The sequence below is a fragment of the Rhabdothermus arcticus genome (genome assembly GCF_055382915.1).
In genome coordinates this window covers 193938-215761 of record NZ_AP043808.1, presented here as the reverse complement: position 1 = coordinate 215761, position 21824 = coordinate 193938, and the positions used below count along the sequence as shown (strand labels likewise).

At 66.7% G+C, this 21824-nt stretch carries 25 protein-coding genes and 1 tRNA gene; 20 read left to right on the top strand and 6 right to left on the bottom strand.

What is annotated here, in order from left to right; translation table 11 throughout:
• Positions 1-103: 103 nt before the first annotated feature.
• Positions 104-289, top strand: a complete 186-nt coding sequence (locus ACZ48Y_RS01225) for a hypothetical protein (protein WP_464741370.1) — start codon at positions 104-106, stop codon at positions 287-289.
• A gap of 17 nt (positions 290-306) precedes the next feature.
• On the opposite strand, the gene gcvPB is transcribed toward ACZ48Y_RS01225, so the two are convergent.
• Genes gcvPB through ACZ48Y_RS01200 form a run of 5 tightly spaced genes read right to left on the bottom strand, consistent with a single transcriptional unit; the run spans position 307 to position 4929 of the window.
• Positions 307-1758, bottom strand: a complete 1452-nt coding sequence (gcvPB, locus tag ACZ48Y_RS01220; RefSeq protein ID WP_464741368.1) for an aminomethyl-transferring glycine dehydrogenase subunit GcvPB — start codon at positions 1756-1758, stop codon at positions 307-309.
• Positions 1755-3044 (bottom strand): aminomethyl-transferring glycine dehydrogenase subunit GcvPA, encoded by a 1290-nt coding sequence (gene gcvPA, locus ACZ48Y_RS01215; protein WP_464741366.1) that lies wholly within the window; start codon positions 3042-3044, stop codon positions 1755-1757. Before gcvPA ends, gcvPB begins: the two co-directional genes overlap by 4 nt.
• Positions 3045-3046: 2 nt before the next feature.
• Positions 3047-3433 carry a glycine cleavage system protein GcvH gene (gene gcvH, locus ACZ48Y_RS01210; protein ID WP_464741364.1) on the bottom strand — a complete coding sequence of 129 codons (387 nt, stop codon included), beginning with the start codon at positions 3431-3433 and terminating at the stop codon, positions 3047-3049.
• Positions 3434-3436: 3 nt separating this feature from the next.
• Complete coding sequence (gene gcvT / locus ACZ48Y_RS01205; protein WP_464741362.1) at positions 3437-4495, bottom strand: glycine cleavage system aminomethyltransferase GcvT; 1059 nt, start codon at positions 4493-4495, stop codon at positions 3437-3439.
• 17 nt (positions 4496-4512) lie between these two features.
• Complete coding sequence (locus ACZ48Y_RS01200) at positions 4513-4929, bottom strand: acyl-CoA thioesterase (protein ID WP_464741360.1); 417 nt, start codon at positions 4927-4929, stop codon at positions 4513-4515.
• A 50-nt stretch (positions 4930-4979) separates the two neighbouring features.
• Between ACZ48Y_RS01200 and ACZ48Y_RS01195 the strand changes: the two genes are divergently transcribed.
• The 6 genes from ACZ48Y_RS01195 to mglA are packed head-to-tail and all read left to right on the top strand — an operon-like array spanning position 4980 to position 8959.
• Positions 4980-5330, top strand: coding sequence for a hypothetical protein (locus ACZ48Y_RS01195; protein WP_464741358.1), 351 nt, complete (start codon positions 4980-4982; stop codon positions 5328-5330).
• On the top strand, positions 5327-6769 hold the full coding sequence (locus tag ACZ48Y_RS01190) for a 4Fe-4S binding protein (RefSeq protein WP_464741356.1): 1443 nt from the start codon (positions 5327-5329) through the stop codon (positions 6767-6769). Before ACZ48Y_RS01195 ends, ACZ48Y_RS01190 begins: the two co-directional genes overlap by 4 nt.
• 14 nt (positions 6770-6783) lie before the next feature.
• Positions 6784-7347, top strand: coding sequence for a hypothetical protein (locus tag ACZ48Y_RS01185; protein ID WP_464741354.1), 564 nt, complete (start codon positions 6784-6786; stop codon positions 7345-7347).
• 2 nt (positions 7348-7349) lie between these two features.
• Positions 7350-7850: a preQ(1) synthase gene (gene queF / locus ACZ48Y_RS01180; RefSeq protein WP_464741352.1), complete on the top strand. Its 501-nt coding sequence runs from the start codon at positions 7350-7352 to the stop codon at positions 7848-7850.
• A gap of 15 nt (positions 7851-7865) precedes the next feature.
• On the top strand, positions 7866-8372 hold the full coding sequence (gene mglB, locus ACZ48Y_RS01175) for a GTPase-activating protein MglB (RefSeq protein ID WP_464741350.1): 507 nt from the start codon (positions 7866-7868) through the stop codon (positions 8370-8372).
• Positions 8369-8959, top strand: coding sequence for a GTPase MglA (gene mglA, locus ACZ48Y_RS01170; protein ID WP_464741348.1), 591 nt, complete (start codon positions 8369-8371; stop codon positions 8957-8959). Before mglB ends, mglA begins: the two co-directional genes overlap by 4 nt.
• On the opposite strand, the gene ACZ48Y_RS01165 is transcribed toward mglA, so the two are convergent.
• Positions 8956-9936 carry a tetratricopeptide repeat protein gene (locus ACZ48Y_RS01165; protein ID WP_464741346.1) on the bottom strand — a complete coding sequence of 327 codons (981 nt, stop codon included), beginning with the start codon at positions 9934-9936 and terminating at the stop codon, positions 8956-8958. The genes mglA and ACZ48Y_RS01165 overlap by 4 nt on opposite strands.
• A 519-nt stretch (positions 9937-10455) precedes the next feature.
• Here ACZ48Y_RS01165 and ACZ48Y_RS01160 point away from each other — a divergent pair.
• The 13 genes from ACZ48Y_RS01160 (at position 10456) to ACZ48Y_RS01100 (ending at position 21817) form a co-directional block, all read left to right on the top strand.
• Positions 10456-11856, top strand: coding sequence for an HD-GYP domain-containing protein (locus ACZ48Y_RS01160; protein ID WP_464741344.1), 1401 nt, complete (start codon positions 10456-10458; stop codon positions 11854-11856).
• 29 nt (positions 11857-11885) lie between these two features.
• Positions 11886-12329, top strand: coding sequence for a DUF5317 domain-containing protein (locus ACZ48Y_RS01155; protein WP_464741342.1), 444 nt, complete (start codon positions 11886-11888; stop codon positions 12327-12329).
• A complete protein-coding gene (locus tag ACZ48Y_RS01150; protein ID WP_464741340.1) occupies positions 12330-13361 on the top strand; it encodes an isocitrate/isopropylmalate dehydrogenase family protein in 1032 nt (343 codons plus the stop codon).
• 47 nt (positions 13362-13408) lie between these two features.
• Complete coding sequence (gene pilM / locus ACZ48Y_RS01145) at positions 13409-14551, top strand: type IV pilus assembly protein PilM (protein WP_464741338.1); 1143 nt, start codon at positions 13409-13411, stop codon at positions 14549-14551.
• Positions 14544-15179, top strand: a complete 636-nt coding sequence (locus ACZ48Y_RS01140) for a flagellar protein FliT (protein ID WP_464741336.1) — start codon at positions 14544-14546, stop codon at positions 15177-15179. The genes pilM and ACZ48Y_RS01140 overlap by 8 nt, the downstream gene beginning before the upstream one ends.
• Complete coding sequence (locus ACZ48Y_RS01135) at positions 15154-15735, top strand: type IV pilus inner membrane component PilO (RefSeq protein ID WP_464741334.1); 582 nt, start codon at positions 15154-15156, stop codon at positions 15733-15735. The genes ACZ48Y_RS01140 and ACZ48Y_RS01135 overlap by 26 nt, the downstream gene beginning before the upstream one ends.
• Entirely contained in the window at positions 15732-16559 is an 828-nt protein-coding gene (locus tag ACZ48Y_RS01130; RefSeq protein WP_464741332.1) for a hypothetical protein, read from the top strand. The genes ACZ48Y_RS01135 and ACZ48Y_RS01130 overlap by 4 nt, the downstream gene beginning before the upstream one ends.
• Positions 16560-16569: 10 nt before the next feature.
• Positions 16570-18537 (top strand): type II secretion system protein GspD, encoded by a 1968-nt coding sequence (locus tag ACZ48Y_RS01125; RefSeq protein WP_464741330.1) that lies wholly within the window; start codon positions 16570-16572, stop codon positions 18535-18537.
• A gap of 53 nt (positions 18538-18590) precedes the next feature.
• Complete coding sequence (aroC, locus tag ACZ48Y_RS01120) at positions 18591-19742, top strand: chorismate synthase (protein ID WP_464741328.1); 1152 nt, start codon at positions 18591-18593, stop codon at positions 19740-19742.
• On the top strand, positions 19742-20284 hold the full coding sequence (locus tag ACZ48Y_RS01115) for a shikimate kinase (RefSeq protein ID WP_464741326.1): 543 nt from the start codon (positions 19742-19744) through the stop codon (positions 20282-20284). Before aroC ends, ACZ48Y_RS01115 begins: the two co-directional genes overlap by 1 nt.
• The gene (locus ACZ48Y_RS01110; protein WP_464741324.1) at positions 20266-21288 is read left to right on the top strand and encodes a 3-dehydroquinate synthase; all 1023 of its coding nucleotides are present in this window, start codon (positions 20266-20268) and stop codon (positions 21286-21288) included. The genes ACZ48Y_RS01115 and ACZ48Y_RS01110 overlap by 19 nt, the downstream gene beginning before the upstream one ends.
• On the top strand, positions 21285-21716 hold the full coding sequence (aroQ, locus tag ACZ48Y_RS01105; RefSeq protein ID WP_464741322.1) for a type II 3-dehydroquinate dehydratase: 432 nt from the start codon (positions 21285-21287) through the stop codon (positions 21714-21716). Before ACZ48Y_RS01110 ends, aroQ begins: the two co-directional genes overlap by 4 nt.
• A gap of 23 nt (positions 21717-21739) precedes the next feature.
• Positions 21740-21817 (top strand) — tRNA-Asp (locus ACZ48Y_RS01100).
• Positions 21818-21824 lie beyond the last annotated feature (7 nt).

The following is a 21824-nucleotide window of genomic DNA, read 5'->3' as shown; positions in this document are numbered from 1 at the left end:
CGCCCTGACCCGGCGAGGGGAACACCGCGATGTCGCTCAAGTGGCGGTGCTGGCGGCGCCCGACGAGCGCTGAGGAACGCGACCGATCGCGGTCATCCAGCCGGTGGCGGGACATGCGCTGGATAAAGCCGCGATCAAGGCCCACCTCGATCGGGCGGTGGCCGAGGGCCGGATCGCCCGCTACTGGGTCCCCGAACGCTACGTCTTCGTCGAGGAGATCCCGCTCACCAGCGCAGGACAGCTCAGCGAGGCCTTGCTCAGGAAACGCCTCGGCCTTGCCCTCGGCTGAGCCCCGGCCGAAGCCCCTCAGTCAGGAGACCAGCGCAGCACCGGGTGGCGGTTGGCCTTGACCTCGTCGAGCCGGCCGACCGGGGTGGTGTAGGGGGCGCCCTTGATCCAGTCGGGTTCCTTAAGCCCACGCTCGGCGATCCGTCCTAGCGCCTCGGCGAAGGCCTCCAAGGTCTCCTTGGCCTCGGTCTCGGTGGGCTCGATCATCATCGCCTCCTTGACGATCAGCGGAAAGTAGATCGTGGGCGGATGAAACCCCTTGTCGAGGAGGGCCTTGGCCACGTCCAGGGCCTTCAGCCCCTCCGGGGGCTGGGCCACGAACTCGTGCATCGTGGGGCCGTCGTAGGGGACGCGGTAGCCCTTTTGCTTCAAAAGCGCCTTGAGGTAACGGGCGTTCAAGACGCTGAGGGCGGCGGCGCGCTTCAGGCCCTCCAGCCCGAGCAGCCGGATGTAGGCGTAGGCCCGGACCAAGACCCCAAAGTTCCCGTAAAAGCTGCGCACCCGCCCGATGCTCTTTTCCCGGTCAAAGTCGAGCCGGTAGCCGTCCTTGGTCTTCTCGATCAGGGGCACCGGCAGGTAGGGCGCGAGGTGCGCCTTCACCCCCACCGGCCCGGCGCCGGGGCCGCCGCCGCCGTGGGGCGTGGCAAAGGTCTTGTGCAGGTTGAGGTGCACGACGTCGAACCCCATGTCCCCGGGACGCGCCCAGCCCAGGATCGCGTTCAGGTTGGCGCCGTCGTAGTAGAGCTGCACCCCGGCGTCGTGGGCGGCCTCGGTGAGCGAGAGGATGCGCCGCTCGAAGAGCCCCAGGGTGTTGGGATTGGTGAGCATGATCGCCGCCACGTGCTCCCCGAGCTCGCGCTTTAGGGCCGCAAGGTCCACCTCACCGTCGGCGTCGGAGGGGACCTCGCGCACCTCGAACCCGGCCATCGCCGCGGTGGCGGGGTTCGAGCCGTGGGCGGCGTCCGGCACCAGCACCACCCGGCGCCGGTCGAGCTCCCCGCGGTCGGCGTGGTAGGCCCGGATGACCAGCATCCCGGTCAGCTCGCCGTGGGCCCCGGCCGCCGGCTGGAGGGTGATCGCGTCCATTCCGGTGAGCGCCTTGAGGGCCTCGCCGAGGGCGTGCATCAGCTCAAGCGCCCCCTGGGCGCTCTCCGGATCCTGGTAGGGGTGCAGCCCGAGGAACTTCGCCGCCGCTGCCTCCAACGCCCGCGGGTTGTACTTCATCGTGCAGGAACCGAGGGGGTAAAAGGTCGTGTCCACCCCGATCTGCCGCCGCGAGAGGTTGGTGTAGTGGCGGACCACCTCGAGCTCCGAAACCTCCGGTAGCCTGGGCGGAGCCTCTCTGAGCAACGCGGGGTCGAAGAGCGCCTCGGCCTCAGCCTCGGCCCGAGGCGGCCGGGTGCCTCGCCGCCCGGCCACCGAGCGCTCGAAGATCAAGGGAACATCGCCGTCCGGCCAGCAGTAGCTCATAACACCTCCCAGAACGCGCGGGCAAAGGCCATGAGGTCGTCCTCGGTCATCCGCTCGGTGGCGGCGAAGAGCGCGGCGTGCTCACCGTAGTCGGGAAGCGGATAGGCGCCGTGGAAGCCGCGGCTGGCGAGCTCCCGGCGCACCGCCTCGGGGGGCCTGGGCAGCCTCAACGCGAACTCAGCGAAGAAGGGAGGCTGGGTGACCGGCTCGACCCCCGGAGCCTCCAGCAACAGCGCGTAGAGCTTGCGGGCGTTGGCCGCCGCGGCCAGCGCCGCCTCCCGCAGCCCTTCGGGTCCTAGCGCGGCCAGGTGGATCGCCGCCCTCAAGGCCATATTCTGACTGTTGGTGGTGATGTTGGACTTGGCCTTGGCGCGGCGGATGTGCTGCTCCCGAGCGGAGAGGGCGAGCACGAAGCCGCGCCGCCCCCGGTGGTCGGTGGTCATCCCCGCAAGGCGGCCAGGGAGCTGGCGCAACAGGTCGGCCTTGACCGCGATGAAGCCAAAGTGCGGCCCGCCGAACTGCATCGGGTTGCCGAGCGGCTGCCCCTCGCCGACCGCGACGTCCGCCCCAAAGGCCCCCGGCGGCTTCAAGAGGGCCAGGGCCAAGGGGTCGGTGACCACCACCAGCCGGGCCCCGGCATTCTTGGCCGCGTCCGCAACCGGGGAGAGGTCGCGGACCTCGCCGATCGCGTCCGGCGATTGCACCACCACCGCCCCCACGTCCTCGGGGACGGTATCGAGGGCATCGGTGACCTCGAGCGCGGCCCCCACCGCGTCCAGGTAGGTGGCGAGCACCGCGCGGTACTCGGGGTGCACCCGCGAAGCGGCCAGCACGCGCATCCGGCGGGTGGCCCTGAGGGCCAAGAGGACCCCCTCGGCCAGGGCGCTGGCGCCGTCGTAGAGAGACGCGTTGGCCACGTCCAGCCCGGTGAGCTCGGCGATCATCGTCTGGTACTCGAAGATCGCCTGCAAGAGCCCCTGGCTGGCCTCCGGCTGGTAGGGCGTGTAGGCGGTGAGGAACTCCCCCCGCGAGGCCAGCGCGTCGACGATCGCGGGGATGAAGTGGTCCCGCACCCCCCCGCCGAGGAAGACCTTGCCCGGCCGGTTCTTCGCCGAAAGCGCGTCCAAATGGCGCATCAAGGCGTCCTCGTCGAGCGCGGGTGGCAGCGCGATCTCGGGGTTTAAGAGCGCGGGATCGAGGTGGGCGTAGAGGTCCTCGAGGCGCTCGAGCCCGAGCGCCTCGAGCATCGCCTGGATCTCCGCGTCGGTGTGCGGGGTGTAGTCCATACCTAGCCTTCGGCCTCGATCAGCTTTCGGTAGGCCTCGGCGTCGAGCAGGGCCTCGAGCGCTGCCGGGTCCTTCGGCCGGATCTTGAAGAGCCAACCCTCCCCGTAGGGGTCCTCGTTGACCTTCTCGGGGTGTTCCTCGAGGGCCTGGTTGACCTCGACGATCTCGCCGGAGACCGGGGCGTAGATGTCGGAGGCGGTCTTCACCGACTCGATCACCGCGACCGCCTCCCCGGCCGCCACCTCGCGGCCCACCTCGGGCAGCTCGACGTAGACGACGTCGCCAAGCTCGCCCTGGGCGTAGTCGGTGATGCCAACGACGACGAGGCCGTCCTCCTCCTTGGCCCACTCGTGGGTCTCGCGGTATCTGCGGTCGTTAGGAACCTTCATACGCTACCTCCGAATAAAGGGTAAAGGAGAAACCTGCGCCGGGTAAGCCCGCCCGCGGATCTCCACCTCGAGCGGCGTGCCCTCCTCGGCGAAGGGGGCGTCCACCCAGGCCAGGGCGATGCCCTTTTTGAGCATCGGGGAGAGCGAGCCCGAGGTCACCGCCCCCACCGGCGCGCCGTCCCGCAACACCGGGTACCCCTCGCGGGGGATGCCCCGCTCCAGCACCAGGCCCACCAGCCGCCGCGGGCAGTCCGTGGAGAAGATCGCCTCCTGACCGTAAAAGGGTGGGGACTTCTCCTTAACCGCCCAGGCGAAGGGGGTGCAGCGCGGGTTGGTCGCGTCGGTGAGCTCGTGCCCGTAGAGCGGGTAGCCCATCTCCAACCGCAGGGTGTCCCGGGCGCCCAGCCCCGCCGGCCTGGCGCCGGCCTCGATCAGGTCAAAAAAGACCTTTTCCGCGTCCTGAGGTGCGAGGAAGAGCTCGAACCCGTCCTCCCCGGTGTAGCCGGTGCGGGCGACGAGGCATTCGGCCGCGTCGAGGCGCGCGGGGAAGACCGCGTTCTTCTTGACCCCGCTCAGGTCCTGTCCGATCAGGCCGGAAAGCAGCGCCTCGGCCTTCGGCCCTTGCAGCGCGAGCAGGGCGGTCTCGGCGTTCGCATCCCTCAGGCGCACGTCGAAGCCCTCCGCCAGGCGGTTTAGGTGGGCCCAGTCCTTTTCGATGTTCGCGGCGTTCACCACCAAGAGGTAGCGGTCCGCGTCCGGCCGGTAGAGGTAGGCGTCGTCCACGACCCCGCCCGAGGCGTTCGGAAGCATCGTGTACTGCGCCCTTCCCGGCTTGAGCCGGCCCGCGCGGTTGGTGGTCGCGTGCTCGAGGAAGGCCAGCGCCTCGGGACCCTCGATCCAGAACTCCCCCATGTGGCTGACGTCGAAGACCCCAGCCGTCTGGCGCACGGCGAGGTGCTCTTCGGTGATCGAGCCGTAGTGCAGGGGCATCCAAAACCCGGCGAAGGGCACCATCTTCGCGCCCAGCCGCCGGTGCGCCTCGGTCAGCGGTGTCGTGTTCACGCCCTTGAGCTTATCCCTTAGAGTCCCTCGACGGGAAGCACCTCGAACGCCCGGATCCGCTCGCGCACGACGTCGGGAAGGGGCGCCGGCCGCCAGTCCTCGCCGAGCCAGGCGTGCACCGTCTTTCCGAGCGCCGCGAGCGCCCCCCGGGCCTCGATCCGGTAGGCCATGGTAAAGCTGCGCTGGCCCACCCGCTCGACGCGCACCCCAACCAAGACCGGATCCCCGAGCTGGATCGAGCGCTTGTAGTCAACCTCGGCCCGCACCACCACCGGGCGAAACTTCTCCCCGGGGTAGACCTCGGCGAGCTTTTGGAAGTAGCTGACCCGGGCCTGCTCCATGTAGCTCAGGTAGACCGCGTTGTTGACGTGGTTGAAGGTGTCCAGGTCGCGGTAGCGGACCTCGATCGGGTGAACGACGGGAAACCCTTCCATGGTCTCCCATTAAACAAAACCGACACCCCGTGGGCGTATGATGTCAAGCCGTGCGAAGGGTGTTCTGGCTCTTTTTGGTGCTGTTGGTGGGCTGCGCGCCCAAGACCGGCCAGCCACTGGACGCCGAGGTTCGGGTCATTCCCGATCCCCCCACCGTCGGCAGGGCCGAGATCCGCATCAAGGTCGGCCCCAATCGATCGTTCCGAAGCGTCAAAGTGGTCGGGGACATGACCCATCCGGGGATGATCCCGGTCGAGGCCGTGGCCCATCCCGCGGGGCCCGGCCTCTGGCGGGTGGACGCCTTCGACTTCAACATGCGCGGCGACTGGGTCCTCACCATCACCGCGATCGACGATCAGGGCGAGAAGTACCAAAAGGAGGTGCGCCTCACCGTCCCATGAACTGGCTTGCCGCAATCAAGCAAGACCTCTTGGCCCTACCCCTCGTCGGACGCTTCCTGCGCTGGCGCTACAGCCGCTTCGTGCTGCAGCTGCCCCTCTTCTTGGTCGCGCTGCTCGCACTCTACGATGGGTTCTTCGGCCGCCAACTGGCGCCCAAGAACTTCGCCACGGTCTCGGTCTGGTTGCACTACCGCGGCCTGTTGGTGCTCGCGGTCGCGGTCGTCGGGAACCTCTTTTGCTCGGCCTGCCCGCTGATGCTGGTCCGGGGACCGACCCGCTGGGCCAAGCGCTACCTCCCCCAGTTCCAGTGGCCCCGGGCGTTGCGCAACAAGTACTTCGTCATCGCCCTGACGCTCGTTTACCTCTTCGCCTACGAATACTGGGACCTTTGGGCCAGTCCCTGGCTCACCGCATGGCTGATCCTCGGCTACTTCGGTGCCGCGTTCTTCGTCGACGCCTTCTTTCCCGAGGGCACCTTTTGCAAGTACGTCTGCCCGCTTGGCAACTTCAACTTCACCCTGAGCAGCACCAGCCCGACCCAGATCGCCGCCAAGGATCCGGCGGTGTGCCTTACCTGCGAGGGGAAGTACTGCGTCAACGGACGCGTGGAGACCGAAGCCGGTCGCTTCACCGCCAAGGACGCCCCGACCTCTGAGGGGGTCCGCTTCCCGGGTTGCGAGACCAAGCTCTACGTGCCTCAGATCCAGTCCAACATGGACTGCACGCTTTGCTTCAACTGCCTGCGCGCCTGCCCTTACGACAACGTCGCCCTCAAGCCCCGTTTCTGGGGCCTCGAGTGGCGCCGCGCCCGCTACCGGCTGGATTGGGTTTGGCTCGGGGTGCTTCTCTTCTTCGCCGGCTTCATGAACGCCTTCGCCATGGTGCCCGCCTACTACCGCCTGGCGGAAGGCCTCGCGGCGGTCCTCAACACCACCCAAGAGGGGGTGCTCCTGGGGCTGATCTTCGCGCTCTGGACCGGGCTGGCCCTGGTTCTGACCCTGGGCGCGGCCACGCTCAGCAGCCGCCTGGCGGGGTTTCGTGAAGCCCCGCGCGCGGCGGTGCGCCGCTGGGGCCCGGCCTTTTTCCCGCTGGCCTTCGCGATGTGGGCCGGACACTACGCCTTTCACTTCCTCACCGGGTGGGCGACGATCATCCCCGTGGCCCAGCAGGCGTTGATCCGGCTCGGGCTGCCGCTTCCGGAGCCGGACTGGACCCTGGCGGCGCTGGTTCCGGAAAACCTTCTCTACCCCCTGCAGGTCGTGATCCTTTACTTCGGCCTCGCCGGGGCCACGGCCACGTTGATCTTGCGCGCCCGCGGCGGCCGTTTGGCGGGCAAGCTCGTATTCTTCCTCGTGCTCTTTGCCCTGGTGGCCCTGGCGCTTTGGGTGCTCGCCCAGCCCATGGAGATGCGGGGAACGTTGCTCCTGCCCAAGACGTGATTAAGATGGCGGTTGTGAAGCGTCTTCTTACGCTCCTTGGGGCCCTCCTCCTGGGCCTCGCCGCCGCCCACGCCGAACCGGTGCAGGCGGTGATGACGCTCAAGGAGGTTCCGGGCTGGATCGAGGCCGAGGTGCGGCTGGTCGGCGAGGTGAGCACCCTTCCGATTCGCGGCGCGGTGCTCGAGCTCGCCCTCTACCGTGCCAACCCCCGTCTCGAGGCGATGATGCCCGACGGCGTCCTCTCGCGCACTGGCCAGGCCAAGCTCCCAGGGGAGAAGCTGTCGACCACGGCGCTCAAGGAGGACGCCACCGGGCGCTACACCGGCCGGCTCAAGGCCCCCGGCCCCGGCCGCTACGTCCTGGTCCTGGTGGACACCACCTTCAAGGGGGAGGCGACGATGACCGGCCTCGCCCTTACCCTCCCCCTCGAGCCCAACCCCCGCTACTTCACCGGGACGCTGCCGGAGACCAAGACCCCGAACCGCTACCTGGCCTACGCTTTGGCCGGGCTGGCGGTGCCCGCGATCATCGGCATCGTCTTCGTGATGCTGTCCCGCGCGGAGAAAACGGAGGACTAGCGATGGACGAGATCGAGGCCAAGCTCCAGGCCGAGCTCGAGCGCGCGCGGGCCCACACCCGGGAAGCGATCGAGTACATGGCCAGGTTTGGCGTCGCGCCTTCCGGCGAGGTGCGCCTCTTCTACCCGCCCTCGGCCCGCCAAAAGGCGATCGACCGCATCCCCTTCACCCGACCGGTCCGAGAGGTCGTCGTCTACCAAACCGAGCCCGGGGAGTTCTCCGCGGTCTGCCCTTTCTCGGGCCTGCCCGATTACGGGGTGCTGCGCGTCGAGTACGTTCCCGGCCGCTGGATTTTGGAGCTCAAGAGCTTCAAGTACTACCTGATCTCCTTCCGCCAGATCGGGGTCACCCAGGAAGAGGTCACCGCCCTCATCTACGAGGACCTCATGCGCCACCTCGAGGACCCCGCCTACCTCGTGGTGGAGACCGTCTACAACGTCCGCGGGGGCATCCGCACCACCGCCCGCGTGGACAGCCGGGAGCAGCCGGGAAACGCTTCGTGATAAGCTAAGCCCAACATGATCGAACCCTCGGTCGCCCTGTACGGGGATGCCTTCAAACAAGCCTCGCGCGTGCTTGCGCGTATGCTCGAGGATACCGGCGCGCGCTACGCCCTCCTCGTCGATCGCAAGGGCTTCGTGCTGGCCCACCAGGAATCCCTTTGGGCCCCGCCGCCCCCGGACCTGGACTCGATCGCGACCCTGGTCGCGGGCAACGCCGCCGCTACCCAGGCCCTCGCCGAGCTCCTCGGGGAGCCGCGCTTTTCCGAAATCCTGCATCAGGGGAAGAACCAGGGCCTCTACGTCGAGGAGATCGACGACAACGCGATCTTGGTCATCATCTTCGACCCCAGCGCGCCGGTGGGCCGCATCAAGATCGAGGCCAAGCGCAGCGCCACCGAGCTCCGCGGTATCCTCGAAAAGGCCGCCGCCGAGACCCTTGCCGACCGCAAACGCCTGGGGCTGGACACCGAGTACCGGGAGTCCGCGAGCGCGCTCTTGGACGATCTCTTTGGGGAAGCATGAGCACCATCAACTTCGCCAACCGCGAGATCAACTTCAAGATCGTCTATTACGGACCGGGGCTCTCGGGAAAGACCACCAACCTCAAGCACGTCTACGCGAACATTCCGGAAAACCGCAAGGGCGAGATGGTCTCGCTGGCCACCGAGGACGAGCGCACCCTCTTCTTCGACTTCCTTCCGGTGGACCTGGGCGAGGTCAAGGGATTCAAGACCCGCTTTCACCTCTACACCGTCCCCGGCCAGGTCTTCTACAACGCCTCGAGAAAGCTCATCCTGCGTGGGGTGGACGGCCTGGTCTTCGTCGCCGACAGCGCCCCCAACCGGCTCCGGGCCAACGCCGAGAGCATGCGCAACCTGCGCGAGAACCTGGCCGAATACGGGCTCAGCCTGGAACACATCCCGCTCGTCATCCAGATCAACAAGCGCGACCTGCCGGACGCCCTGCCGGTGGAGATGATCCGGGCGGTCATCGACCCCGAGGGGAAATACCCCTATTACGAGGCGATCGCGGTTGAGGGCAAGGGGGTCTTCGAGCCGCTACGTGAGGTCAGCCGGAGGGTGCTCGAGCGCCTGGCCTCCGAGGCCTAGACGCGAAACGGGGTGCGCATCCCGGCCTGGGCGATCTCCCGTGCCTCGGCCGGGGCCCAGCTCAGCGCGAGCACCCCGCGGTAGGCGCGAATCGCCCCTTCGCGGTCCCCCAAGAGGTCCCGAACCTGGCCCAGCCTGGCCAGCAGGTAACCGGGAAGGTAGCCGGGAGTGTGGAAGTCGCCCTTGACCGTTTCTTCTAGCAGAAACCGCGCCCCTTCCAGGTCCCCCGCCGCAAGGTAGACCTGCGCCGCGAGGTAGGCCGCCTCCGGCGTGCCGATCTCCTGGAGCTGTGCGACCAACTTGGCGAAGTCGTCGCCCTCGTCGAGCATCCAGGCCCGATCCAGCACCGCCCGGTCGCGTTCGGCCTCGGTGGGCGCGTGCGCGGGTGGGGGGCTGGCCCCGGGCAGGAGGTCCAGGAGCTCGGGGTAGTCGAAGAGGTCCACCCAGACCACGTAGCGGCCCTCCGGCCACGTGCTCAGCGCCTTCGCGACCAGCTCCATGCGAAGGCGGCGGAACCCGGTGGCCGGCCCCTCACCCCAGTTCGCCTTGACTTTGGCGAGGTAATCCCGGAGCGCGTCGAGGAGCGGCCCGCCCTGCCAGCTTTCCGGGGTAATCGGGGCCTTGAGCGCGGCCTCGACCGGCGCGCGCCAGCCGGCTTCGGCCTGGAGGTAGGCCTGGCCCTTTTCGACCTGGGCAAGGTAGTCGCGAAAGCGCTCGCCCTCCGCGCGCAGGTCCTCGGCGTCCTCCCCCACGGCCACGACCTCGACCCCTTCCCGTTCGGCCCAGGGCAAAAGGTGCCAGAGCCCGAGCTCCTCCTGATCCTTCCACGCCCCCGAGGCCAGGCCCTCCTCGGAGTAGGAAGCCAGCACCACGCGATCGGGACGCAGTGCACGGGTGAGCTCGAGCAGGGTCACCGCGTTGTAGCGGGGCTGGGTGACGTGCAAGGGGCCAAGGGTGGGCAAGAGCGTCCAGTCCACGAAACGACATGGTACCCCCATTTGAGGGCCCCCAAATGGGGGATGCGTTAAAATGCTCAACGTGCGAGACTAAAAGTTTTCCGGTGTTGCCACCGTTCATTTCCAGCTGGCTCGCATTTTTCGCGATGAATATCGCGAAAATCACAACCTTCTAACGTGTCCGGAGGGTTGGGGCTTTGTGGAGTGCCGCGCTGCTTCGTAAAAATGTTGTTCTAGTCGCATTTCTTTAGATATTAAACACAGATTTATCTATTGACCTTTGCTGCACTATAGTCTAGCATTAGGTCAGGTAAAAAGGAAAGGGGCGTTGCCCCTGAGGCCGATACGAGGAAGGGAAGGTGATGAGAATGAAGAAGACCTTTGCGAAACTGTTCGGGATCTTGATGAGCTTGGTGGCGATGGCGATCGCGGCGGGGGCTGTGGCTACCTACGATCCCTGAGCCATGAAAACTGAAAATAGATGGCGTGGTAAACCACGCCATCTATTTTCGTTTATTCGGTTATACTGTCGCATAGTTCATGCAGGAGAAACGCCCTTCCACTAGCTTTTTAAAAAAAGTGCGTGTATATAATACAGTTCTATTCCTTATACTATTGCCAATCGTTTTAACTTTATACCGCTTGGATCCGCACCCTGCTGGAAACTTGTTCGATCTGTTATTTTGGGGGTTACTTGTTTCTTGGGTGCAAAATACTCAAGTCAAACTACCCCTGAAAGCTATGATTTCTCAATTATTTGTAGTTTTGTTAGCTGCTCTTTTAGTTTTTCCATTATGGGTACCCCCAATACTTGCGGCTATTTTTTATTTTAATCCTCGTTTAGTTCGTGATCGCTCTTACCCGCTTTACGCAGAAGTATTTAATCGTCTTCAAGTAGCTTTAAGCATTTCTGTTGGTGCTTTAATTTTCCACGCCACGGGTAATATTTTGTCAGGTTTAAATAAAGACCTTGCTGATGGTCTCGCAGTCCTCACGGCAGGATTTATTCTCCATCTCGTAAACGTTTTTCTTGTTGCTTTAATTGTTTCGATGGATACGGAAAGCCCATTAATGGGTGTTTGGCGAGCCAATTTTAGCTGGCTTTCAATCAGCTACCTCATCCTCACCCCCGTCGCCCTGCTCTTCGGCCGGCTCTATACCGCCGATCCTCCGGTCCTCGGCGGCTGGGGGGGCTGGCCAATCCTGCTGTTTTTGGTTCCCCTTTACTACGCCCGCTTCCACTGGGACGAATACGTCAAGCTCAAAGACGCCTTCGCCCAAACCGCCGAAACCTTGATGGCCACCCTCGAGGCCAAGGACGCCCACACCCGGTTGCACTCCGAGCGCGTGGCGGCGATCGCCCACGACCTGGCGAAGGCCGCGGGCCTCGACGCGGTGGACCGGGAAAAGGTCCTCCTCGGGGCCCGGGTGCACGACATCGGCAAGATCGCGATCCCCGATCGCATCCTCTTAAAGCCCGGTCGGCTCACCGACGAGGAGTTCGAGGTCATCAAGCTGCACCCGCTCATCGGTGAGGCGTTGCTCGCGAACGCCCCGCTCTTCCGCGAGGTCCTCCCCATCGTGCGCAATCACCACGAGCGCTGGGACGGCCAGGGCTACCCCGACCAGCTCTCCGGAACCTCCAACCATCTCTGGGCGCGCATCGTCTCCCTGGCCGACGCCTACGAGGCGATGACCGCGGGCCGCCCCTACCGCCCGGCGAAAAAGCCCGAGGTTGCGCTCGAGGAGGTGCTGGCCAACGCCGGCAAACAGTTCGACCCCGAGCTGGTCAAGCTCTTTGAGAAACTCTGGTACCAGGATCCAGTCTGGCGCGACAGGGAGGTGTTCCTACGGAAATTTTCATCGCAGCAACCGCAGCTGGTTTCGCTCTTGCAATCGCTCGAGGCGTTGGCCTCCAAGACTACGCCCGGGCGGAGCTAAGACATCCGTGGACCTTCGTCCTGGCCTTCTTGATCGAGGCGCTCACGCGCAAGCTGGCCCTGGCGGGCAAGCTCGACCCGTTCACCTCGGGCAGGGGGCTCGAGCTCTTGGCCCTCGCGCTCCTGGCCTACGGGCTCTATAAAAACCGCCACCTCCGCGGCCTCTGGCTGGTGGGCGCGGGATTTTTGAGCAACACCCTGGCGATCCTGGCCCACGGCGGCCAGATGCCGGTCACCGCGGAAGCGCTCAGGCGCGCGGGCATCGAGCGGGCGATCCCCATCCTGGCCGAGCGCGGGGATGGGCTGCACGTGCTCGCCGGGCCGGGCAGCCCGCTTTGGTTTTTGGGAGACATCATCCCCTTGCGCCACATGGTCATCAGCGTGGGGGACGTGCTCATCCTGATCGGGGTCGCGCTCGCCACCTACGAGCTCGGTCGCCAAGGGCAAACGCGTAAGATGGACGCGGTGAGATAGATGCCCGAGAAACCCTACCGCATCACCCTGATTGAAGGCGACGGCATCGGACACGAGGTGGTTCCCGCAGCGCGGCGGGTGCTCGAGGCCACCGGCCTTCCCCTGGTCTTCTTCGAAGCCGAGGCGGGCTGGGAAACCTTCCAGAAGTACGGTACCTCGGTTCCCGAAGAAACGGTCGAGACGATCAAGAAGACCGACGCCACCCTCTTCGGGGCCGCGACCAGCCCCACCAAGAAGGTGCCCGGCTTTTTCGGGGCGATCCGGTATCTAAGGAAGCGCCTAGACCTCTACGCCAACGTCCGTCCCGCCAAGTACCACCCGGTCCCCGGCTCGGTCCCCGGCACCGACCTGGTCGTGGTGCGCGAGAACACCGAGGGGCTCTACGTCGAGCAGGAGCGGGTCTACGCCCGGGGCAAGGTGGCGATCGCCGACCGGGTGATCACCTACGACGCCTCCTACCGCATCGCCGAATACGCCTTGAAGCTCGCCGAGCGGCGGAAAAAGCATCTCTCCCTGGTGCACAAGGCCAACGTCCTGCCCCTTTCCGACGGCCTCTTTCTCGAAGCCGCCCACGACGCGGCAAAGCGCTTCCCCACGGTCAAGATCGACGAGGTCATCGTCGACGCCTGCGCCATGCGCCTGGTGCGCAATCCCCAAAGCTTCGACGTCCTGGTCATGGAAAACCTCTTCGGCGACATCCTCTCCGACCTCACGGCGGGGCTCGTCGGGGGGCTGGGCATCGCCCCCAGCGGCAACATCGGCGAGGAAGCGGCGATCTTCGAGCCGGTCCACGGCTCCGCGCCGGACATTGCCGGAAAGGGCATCGCCAATCCCACGGCGGCCATCCTTTCCGCGGCGATGATGCTCGACCACCTCGGCGAGTCGGAGGTGGCGAGCAAGATCGAGCAGGCCGTGGACACGGTGCTCGAAACGGGACCGCGCACCCCTGACCTCGGAGGAAAGGCCACCACCAACGAGTTCACCGACGCGGTCATTCGAGCGTTGGAAGAGATTCTCTCCCCCGAGTCCTAGAGCCATGTTAGGCTAGGTGCAGTCGAAGGCATTGGAGGGATCACCGCGTGGCGACGTTGATAAGCAACCTATTCCAACCCCGTATTCGTGCCATCGGTCTGGAAATTGGCGGCGCCAACTTGAAAGCCGTTGACCTCAGCCCGAGCCGTCAGCTTCTCGGCTACGCGGAGCTCGCGACCCCGGCCGGGGCGCTGCAGGACGGCCTGGTCAACGACCCCGAGGTCCTGGCCGAGGGCCTCCGCGAGCTCTACGCTCAGCTGCGCACGAAAAAGCGGCAGGTGGTCACCGCGTTGGCCAACGACGCCACGGTGGTGCGGGTGATTCGCGTACCCAAAATGAGCCGTCAGGAACTCAAAGAGGCGATCCGCTGGGAAGCCGAGCGCTACATTCCCTTCCCCATCGACGAGGTGGTCCTGGACTACGCCCTCCTCGACGATCCCGACGCGCTCGAGGAGCACAGCGAGATGGAGGTCCTGATCGCTGCCGCCCGCGAGGAGACGGTGATGCAGCTCATCGAGGTGCTGACGAGCGCCAAGCTGGACCCGGTGGTGATCGACCTCAAGCCCTTCGCCGGCCTGCGTCCGCTCGAGGACCTGCTCAAACCCCCAGAGGGGCAGGAACCGCCCACCACCCTCTACCTGGAGGTGGGGCACATCGCGACCTCCCTGGTCCTGCTGCGCGGGGAGCGCCCTCTGCTCACCCGCTCCATCGGCATCGCCGGCAAGGAGTTCACGCAAGCGATCGCGCGCAGCTTCAACCTTACTCCGGAAGAGGCCGAGGAAGTCAAGCGCGACTACGCCCACGCGACGCTCTCCACCGAGGACGAGGAGGCCCTTCTGGACTTCGCCGAAGAAGAAAAGAATACCCCCTCGCCGAGCGAGATCTACGCCGCGATCCGCCCGGTCCTCATCGACCTGAGCACCGAGGTGCGGCGGAGCCTGGAGTTCTTCAGCGCCCAAGGCGAGACCCCGACCCCCGATCAGGCCTTCATCGCCGGCGGGGGCAGCAAGCTCAAAGGCCTAAAGGGCGTGCTGAGCGACGTGCTCGGCATCCACTTTCAAGAGGCCGACCCCTGGGCCGCCCTCAACGTCGACGCCCACCGCTTCGAGCCCGCGCTGCTCGCCGACGTCGCCCCCGAGTTCGTCGTTCCGGTGGGTCTGGCCCTTCGGGGGGTGAGCCGCGTTGGTTAACCTGAACCTGCTTCCCGCCCACCTCCGGCGACGCGCGGGGCCGGACCTCTGGCGCACCGCGGCGATCGTCGTGCCGCTGCTCCTGGTCGCGGTCATCGGCTACCTGCACTGGACGACCGCGGCCAGGATCAACGCGCTCACCGCGCAGCGCGACACCTTGCAGGCCGAGGTCAACATCCTCAAGCCCTACATCGCCGAGCGCAACAAGCTGCTCCAGCGTAAGCGCCAGCTCGAGGCGATCGCCTCCGTCGCCCGTGAAGTCAAGGCCACCTTCCAACCCTGGTCGGACTACCTCGCGGCGTTCTTGCTGCGCCTCCCCAAACGCAGCCCGAACCGCTTGCTGGTCCGTCTCAACAGCCTGAGCGCCCGCACCATCAACCCCGATCAGGCCGAGAGCATCTACGGCAAACCGGTCAACGTCGAGTTCACCGTACGCGGCGAAGCCGACGGCAAGGAGGCGTTGGTTCGCTTCGTCCGACGCTACGAAACCGACCCCGCGTTCGGCATCAACTTCCAGAGCGCGACCTACAACCAGGAGACCGGGCTCTACAGCTTTAGCGCCAGCATCGGCATGCTGGCGCCCTCGAGCGAGGAGGTGCAAGGTGCAACGGCTCCGCAGCCTCGATAGCCGTAGTCTGGCGATCCTGGTTCTCGCCGTCTTCGCCCTTGCCGGGGCGCTCTGGTACGTCTTCTGGTACCGCCCGGCCCAGGCCAGGATCGCGGACCTCCAGGGTCAGATCGCCTCGCTCGAGGCCCGGCGGCGGGTGGGGCTCGCGGCGAAGCGCAGCCTGCCCCAGCTCAGGGCCCAGATCGCCGCCCTCGAAGCGGAGATCCAAAGCTTCCTCGCCGCCCTCCCGGAAGAAGAGAAGTTCTACGAGGTGCTCGACTTGCTCTCAGAGAGCGCGGAGAAAACCGGGGTGGTGCTGAACTCGATGAGCCGCAGCCGACCCCAGAGCGAGATCGAGAACGTGCGCAGCATCGACGTCGCGCTGCGCGCGGAGGCCCCCTTCCCCGAGCTCTACGCGTTCTTGAAGCGCCTTGAGGCCCTCAAGCGCTACAGTTCGATCAACGGCGTCAACCTCTCGCTGGCCAGCGGGGAAACGGAGGCCAACCCCAAGATCAGCGCCAGCCTTACCGTTCGCTTCTACGTCTATCGCGGGGCGCAGCCGGGAGGGAACGAATGACCAACCGCACCAAGATCCTAATCGCGATCCTGGCCCTTCTCGCCGCCGTCGCCGGCTGGTATTACCTCTACCGCGCTTCTTACGAACCCGCGCCCACGGTCACCGCGCCCCAACCCCCGCCGCCCGCGCCGGCGAGCGCCACCAGCCCCAGCGCCCGAGCGCTGGAGATCCTGCCCTTGCCCTTCCTGGTCACCGAAGCGCCGAAGGAGGTCCCCGCGACCGCGACCGGCAAGACGGGAACCGAGGCGGCCGTTGCCGCGGCCCCGGACGAGGCGCCTCCCCCGAACCCCTTCCTGCCGCTCAGGGCCCCCAAGCCCAAGGCCGCGCCGCCTCCCAAGCAACCCGCGCCGACGACGCAAAAACCGGTCGCGGTCAGCGCCGCCACCCCGCCCGAGCTGCGCTCCGTGCCCACCCCCAGGGTGCAGCCGCCCAAGACCCGGACCCCGGTCCTGCCCCCCAGCCCGACGCTCGGGGAGACGCTGCCGCTCCGCCTCGAGCCCCTCGCCGAAGCACCGGCGCCCCCGCCGAAGCACACCCCCGCCACCAGCCAACCCCGCCAGGCCGAAGCCAAGCCCGCGAACCAGCCCGCTCAGCCCTCGGGCCTTGCGGCCTGGTCCAAGGAAAAGGACCTGCGCCTCGCGGGCGTGGCCCTGGGACCGGTGGCGGTGGCCATCTTCAAGACCTCCGACGGCTTCGTCTCCCTCGCCGTCGGGGAACGCTTTCCCAAGACCGAAGTGGTTCTCAAACGGGTGGGTCCCGATTACGTGGTGCTGGAGCAAGGCCAAGAAACCCTGCGCATAGAAAAACATAAGGGCGGTGAATAAGGTGATGCGTATGAAGAAACGAGGTTATCGCCGGGTTATCGGCTGGCTGATCGGCGCCTGGCTTTTGGCCCTCTTGAGCCCGGCCCTGGCGGGGCAACTCCCCCCCAACCCCAAGTTCGATCAACCGGTGAAGCTCGAGCTCTTCAAGCCGGTGGCGGAAAAGGAAGCCACCCAGATCGCGCTCCCCCTCGACGTGGTGCTGGAGAGCCTCGCCAAGAGCGTCGGCTTGCAGCCCCTGATCTACCACGTCTACGGCACCCTGAACACCGCCGGCAGGGGGCAGGCGACCCACGAGCCGGACTGGCCCCTGGTGCGTGTGGACTTCGAGGGCAAGCCCTTTCGCGAGGTCTGGGACCTGCTCTTTGCCACCTACGGGGTGAAGTACCAGATCGACTACCTCTTCTTGCCTCCGGACACGCTCCTGGTCGCCCCGGTCAACCAGCTCCGCACCTTCAAGGCGCTCGGTGAGAAGACCGGGGAGACGGTCCTTAAGCACTACAAGATCACCGTCCCCCTGAACGTCTACCTCAGCGTCCAGGCCACCGGCGAAGGCGCCCAGACCGTCGACATCAGCCTGGACAAGGCCAAGGACTGGTTCAAGAACGAGTACCTGCCCCACATCATCGGGGAGATCGGCCCCGCGACCGCCAACTGGCTGGTCGTGCAGGACAGCGAGACCCGCACCTTCCAGGTGCCCACCAGCGCCGGGCCGGCCTCGGTCTCGATCAACCCCGCGGTGGTGCTCTTCTCCCTCTACGCCACCCCCAAACAGCACGAGGCCCTCGCCCGCTACATGCAGATGGCCGGGATCGGGTTCGAAAAGCTTAGCCCGCCGCCCCCACCCAAGGCGCTGGTGCGCCGTTTTTACGAGGTGCGCTACCTCGACCCAGAGAAGATCAAGGGCTTCCTGGTCCAGGAGGTGCCGGGGATCTCGGTCAACGTCGTTCCCGGCCAGAAACTGCTGGTGGTCAAGGGCACCGAAGCCCAGCAGGACCAGGTGGCGACGCTCTTGAAGGCCACCGACGTTCCACCTGAGGTCGGTCCGCCGGTCTTCCAGCGCACCTACCAGCTCTCCAACGCCAAGGCCGAGGACCTCGCCAAGGTCCTGCAGGAGGCGTTAAAGGCCAAGGGGGTGGCCGCGGCCCAGGGCGAGGCTCAACCCAGCAACACCGCAGTAAGCATCGTCGCCGACAAACGCACCAACACCTTGATCGTGACCGGCACCGCGGAGCAGCTGGAGATGGTCGAGCGCCTGATCCCCACCCTGGACAAACCGGTCGAGCAGGTCAACGTCAAGGTGCGCATCCAGGAGGTCTCGAGCAGCGTTCTGCGCAACCTCGGGCTCGACTGGAACATCGCCGGGGGCAACCTGGTCGCCGCGTTGGCCGACGCCGGGCTGAGCTTGATCTTCGACTCCACCCGCTCGCTCGCCGCCCTGAACATTGGGGCCACCCTCAACGCCCTGGAAAAACAGGGGCTCTCCAAGAAGATCAACGACTCCAACATCACGATGCTTAACAATCAAACCGGGCGGATCCAGTCCGGCTTCACCTTCTTCGTGCGCCGTGTCGTCGATGGCAAGGAAGAGAAAGTGCCCTACGACGCCGGGGTGATCGTCGAGGTCACCCCCCAGGTGACGAACTCCGGGGAGATCGTCCTCAAGATCCACACCGAGGTCTCCGACATCCTCGAGCGCAACCCCGTCGACGGCGACGTTGACAAGCTCTCCAAGCAGGTTTCCGACACCACCTTGCGGGTCAAGGACGGCCAGACGGTGGTCCTCGGTGGCCTGATCAAGCAAAGCGCCTCCCAGAACAAGCAGGGCGTGCCCTTCCTGCAAGACATCCCGATCCTCGGCTACCTCTTCTCCAAGACCACCTACAACGAGGAGAACTCCGAGCTGCTCATCGTGCTCAAGGCCAGGAGGGCCACCCCGACCACCTGCCCGGCGCCGCTTGAGACGAGCTGCAAACGCTAGGGCTCACGCCAAAAGGGCCGGCGCTACGCCGGCCCTTTTGCTATGCTTCGGGCATGCGTTTCCTCACCGCGGGCGAGTCCCACGGCCCGGCCCTGGTCGCAATCGTCGAGGGCCTACCGGCCGGTGTCCCGATCAGCGAAGCGGACTTCACCCCGCTCCTCAAGAAGCGGCAAAGCGGCTACGGCCGCGGGCGGCGGATGCAGATCGAAACCGACCGGGTGCGCCTCGTTTCCGGGGTGCGCGCGGGCCGCACCACCGGCGCCCCCCTGACCCTCTGGATCGAAAACCGCGACCATAAGAACTGGGCCGAGATCATGGACCCTGCACCCGGCAACCTCCCGAGGAAGCGCGCGGTGACCGCGCCCAGGCCGGGCCACGCGGACCTTTCCGGGGCGCTCAAGTACGGACACAGGGACGTGCGGGACGTGCTCGAGCGCGCCAGCGCCCGGGAGACCGCGATGCGGGTGGCGATCGGCGCGCTGGCCCTGAAGATGCTCTCCGAGCTTGGCGTCCAGGCCGCCCACCGCGTCGTCGCCCTCGGCGGCGTCGCGGATCCCACGCCGTTTTCCTGGGATGCCCTTCCCCGCATCGAGGCCAGCCCGGTCTTCGTCCAGGACCCCGCGACCGAGCGGGCGATGATCGAGACGATCGACGCCGCCAAGGCTGCCGGGGACACCCTCGGCGGCGTGGTCGAGGCGCGGTTCAAGGGGCTCGTGCCGGGGCTTGGGAGCCACGCCCACTTCGACCGCAAGCTCGACGGGCGGCTGGCCCAGATGGCGATGAGCATCCCCTCGGTCAAGGGCTTCGAGATTGGCGAGGGCTTCGCCAACGCAGGGCGCCCGGGCTCCGAGGTGCACGACCCCATCTACTGGGCAGAAGATCGGGGGTTCTACCGCAAGACCAACCGCGCCGGGGGGCTCGAGGCCGGGATGACCACCGGCGAAGAGCTCGTGGCGCGGGCGGCGATGAAGCCGATCGCCACCCTGATGCGGCCGCTACCCACCGTGGACCTGGTGACCAAGGCCCCGGCGGACGCCGCCCGGGAACGTTCGGACGTCACCGCGGTGCCCGCGGGGTCGGTGATCCTTATGGCGCTCTCGGCGATCGTCCTCGCCCAGGCCTACCTGGAGAAGTTCGGCGGCGACACCTGGGAGGAGGTGAAGGCACGGGTCGCGGACTACCGCGAGCGCGTCCGGCGGTTTTAATGCGACGGATCGAGGTCGAACGCCCCACCACCTGGGTCGCCCTCACCGGCTTCATGGGCGTGGGCAAGACCCGGATCGGCCGGGAGCTGGCCAAGGAGCTCATGCTCCACTTCATCGATCTCGATCGCTACATCGAGCGGGAAGCGGGCCTGACGATCCCCGACATCTTCCGTTACCTCGGCGAGGCCAGCTTCCGGCAGATGGAGGAGGCCGCGATCCGCGAGGTGGTGGGGATGGACCATCTGGTCGTCTCCCTCGGCGGGGGGACCTTCATGAACCCCGAAAACCGCCGGCGCCTGCTCGCGCGCGGGCCGGTGGTCGCGCTCTGGGCCAGCCCGGAGACGATCTACGAGCGGGTCCAGCGCCGCCCCGGCAAGCGCCCGCTGCTCGCCGAGGGGGATCCCCTGACCAGGATCAAGGCGCTCTTGAAGGAGCGCGAGGCGATCTACCGCGAGGCCCACCTGCACATCAGCAGCGAGGGCCGCAGCCCCAAGGAGACCACCGAGGAGATCGTCGAGAAGCTATGGGCGCTCAAACGCTGACCGTCCGCGAGCCCCCCTACCCGGTGGTGATCGGCCGGGGCCTGCCGGTGCCGGCCCCGTCGGGCCCGGCGGCGATGGTCTACGACCTCGCGGTCGCCGACCACGCCGAGGCCCTGGCCGAGGCCGCGGGAATCCGCCACCTGAAGGGCATCGCCGGGGGCGAGGGGGCCAAGCGCCTGGAGGTCTACGGGGCGTTGCTCACCTGGCTCGCCGAGCTTGGCCTGCCTCGGAACGCCGAGCTCTACGTCGTCGGCGGGGGAACCCTGACCGACCTCGGGGGCTTCCTCGCCGCGACCTACCTCCGCGGCATCGCCTACCGCAGCTTCCCCACCACCACCCTGGGGATCGTCGACGCCAGCGTCGGCGGCAAGACCGGGCTCAACCTGCCCCAGGGCAAGAACCTGGTCGGGGCCTTCCACGCCCCGCGTGGGGTCTACGCGGACCTCGAGGCCCTCGCCACCCTCCCCGAGCCCACCTTCCGCGAGGGGCTGGTCGAGGCCTTCAAGCACGGGCTGATTGCCGGGGACGAAGCCCTCCTCAAGCCTTTTACGCTCAGCGCCGCCTCGCCGGAGCTCGGCCCCTACCTGGCCCGGGCGGTCGCGGTCAAGATCGCGATCGTCGAGGCCGACTACAAGGAACGCGGGGAACGCAGAAAGCTCAACCTCGGGCACACCCTGGGCCACGCCCTCGAGGCCGCCTCCAGGCACGCCCTCCCCCACGGCCACGCGGTGGCCTACGGCCTGCTCTTCGCCGCGCTGGTCGGCCGGCGGCTGGGCGGCGAGGACCTCACCGGGCCGATCGAGGCCCTCCTCGACTGGCTCGCCCCCAAGCCGCCGCCGCGCTTGACCTGGACCGCGCTCCGGCCCTACCTGGCCCGGGACAAGAAAAAGCGCGGCGAGACCCTCCACTGGGTCATTCCCATGGAGCCGGGAAGGCTCTACGTCGGGCCCGTCGAGGCTGCTATCCTTGAAGCAGCCTATTCGGAGTTCTGGAGGCGGCTATGATCCTGGTCTTAAACGGCCCCAACCTCAACCTCCTGGGCCGGCGCGAGCCGGAGGTCTACGGACACCTGAGCTACGAGGGGCTGGAAGAGCGCCTCGAGGCCTGGGGACAGGAGCTCGGCACCGTCGTCGTCACCCGTCAGTCCAACCACGAGGGCCAGCTCGTCGAATGGGTGCAGCGCGCGGAGGCGGAGGGATTCTTGGGGATCGTGCTCAACCCCGGGGCCCTCACCCACTACTCCTACGCCCTGCTCGACGCGATCCGCGCCCAGCCCCTCCCGGTCGTCGAAGTACACCTCAGCAACATCTACGCCCGCGAGCCCTTTCGCAGCAAGTCGGTGACCGCTCCCGCGGCCAAGGGGGTAATCACCGGCCTCGGCGCCTACGGCTACCGACTGGCGCTCGAGTACCTCTTGGAAAACGGCACCTGACCGGCTATACTCGGGGGCGGCGGGGCCCCGTGGTGTAGTCTGGTTAGCACACCCGCCTGTCACGTGGGAGGTCGCGGGTTCAAGTCCCGTCGGGGCCGCCAAAAAGGC

Coding starts and splice junctions, on each gene's coding strand:
- gcvPB (WP_464741368.1), bottom strand. CDS start 1,758: ATGAGCTACTGCTGGCCGGACGGCGATGTTCCCTTGATCTTCGAGCGC.
- gcvPA (WP_464741366.1), bottom strand. CDS start 3,044: ATGGACTACACCCCGCACACCGACGCGGAGATCCAGGCGATGCTCGAG.
- gcvH (WP_464741364.1), bottom strand. CDS start 3,433: ATGAAGGTTCCTAACGACCGCAGATACCGCGAGACCCACGAGTGGGCC.
- ACZ48Y_RS01200 (WP_464741360.1), bottom strand. CDS start 4,929: ATGGAAGGGTTTCCCGTCGTTCACCCGATCGAGGTCCGCTACCGCGAC.
- ACZ48Y_RS01190 (WP_464741356.1), top strand. CDS start 5,327: ATGAACTGGCTTGCCGCAATCAAGCAAGACCTCTTGGCCCTACCCCTC.
- queF (WP_464741352.1), top strand. CDS start 7,350: ATGGACGAGATCGAGGCCAAGCTCCAGGCCGAGCTCGAGCGCGCGCGG.
- mglB (WP_464741350.1), top strand. CDS start 7,866: ATGATCGAACCCTCGGTCGCCCTGTACGGGGATGCCTTCAAACAAGCC.
- mglA (WP_464741348.1), top strand. CDS start 8,369: ATGAGCACCATCAACTTCGCCAACCGCGAGATCAACTTCAAGATCGTC.
- ACZ48Y_RS01160 (WP_464741344.1), top strand. CDS start 10,456: ATGCAGGAGAAACGCCCTTCCACTAGCTTTTTAAAAAAAGTGCGTGTA.
- ACZ48Y_RS01150 (WP_464741340.1), top strand. CDS start 12,330: ATGCCCGAGAAACCCTACCGCATCACCCTGATTGAAGGCGACGGCATC.
- ACZ48Y_RS01130 (WP_464741332.1), top strand. CDS start 15,732: ATGACCAACCGCACCAAGATCCTAATCGCGATCCTGGCCCTTCTCGCC.
- ACZ48Y_RS01125 (WP_464741330.1), top strand. CDS start 16,570: ATGAAGAAACGAGGTTATCGCCGGGTTATCGGCTGGCTGATCGGCGCC.
- aroC (WP_464741328.1), top strand. CDS start 18,591: ATGCGTTTCCTCACCGCGGGCGAGTCCCACGGCCCGGCCCTGGTCGCA.
- ACZ48Y_RS01115 (WP_464741326.1), top strand. CDS start 19,742: ATGCGACGGATCGAGGTCGAACGCCCCACCACCTGGGTCGCCCTCACC.
- ACZ48Y_RS01110 (WP_464741324.1), top strand. CDS start 20,266: ATGGGCGCTCAAACGCTGACCGTCCGCGAGCCCCCCTACCCGGTGGTG.
- aroQ (WP_464741322.1), top strand. CDS start 21,285: ATGATCCTGGTCTTAAACGGCCCCAACCTCAACCTCCTGGGCCGGCGC.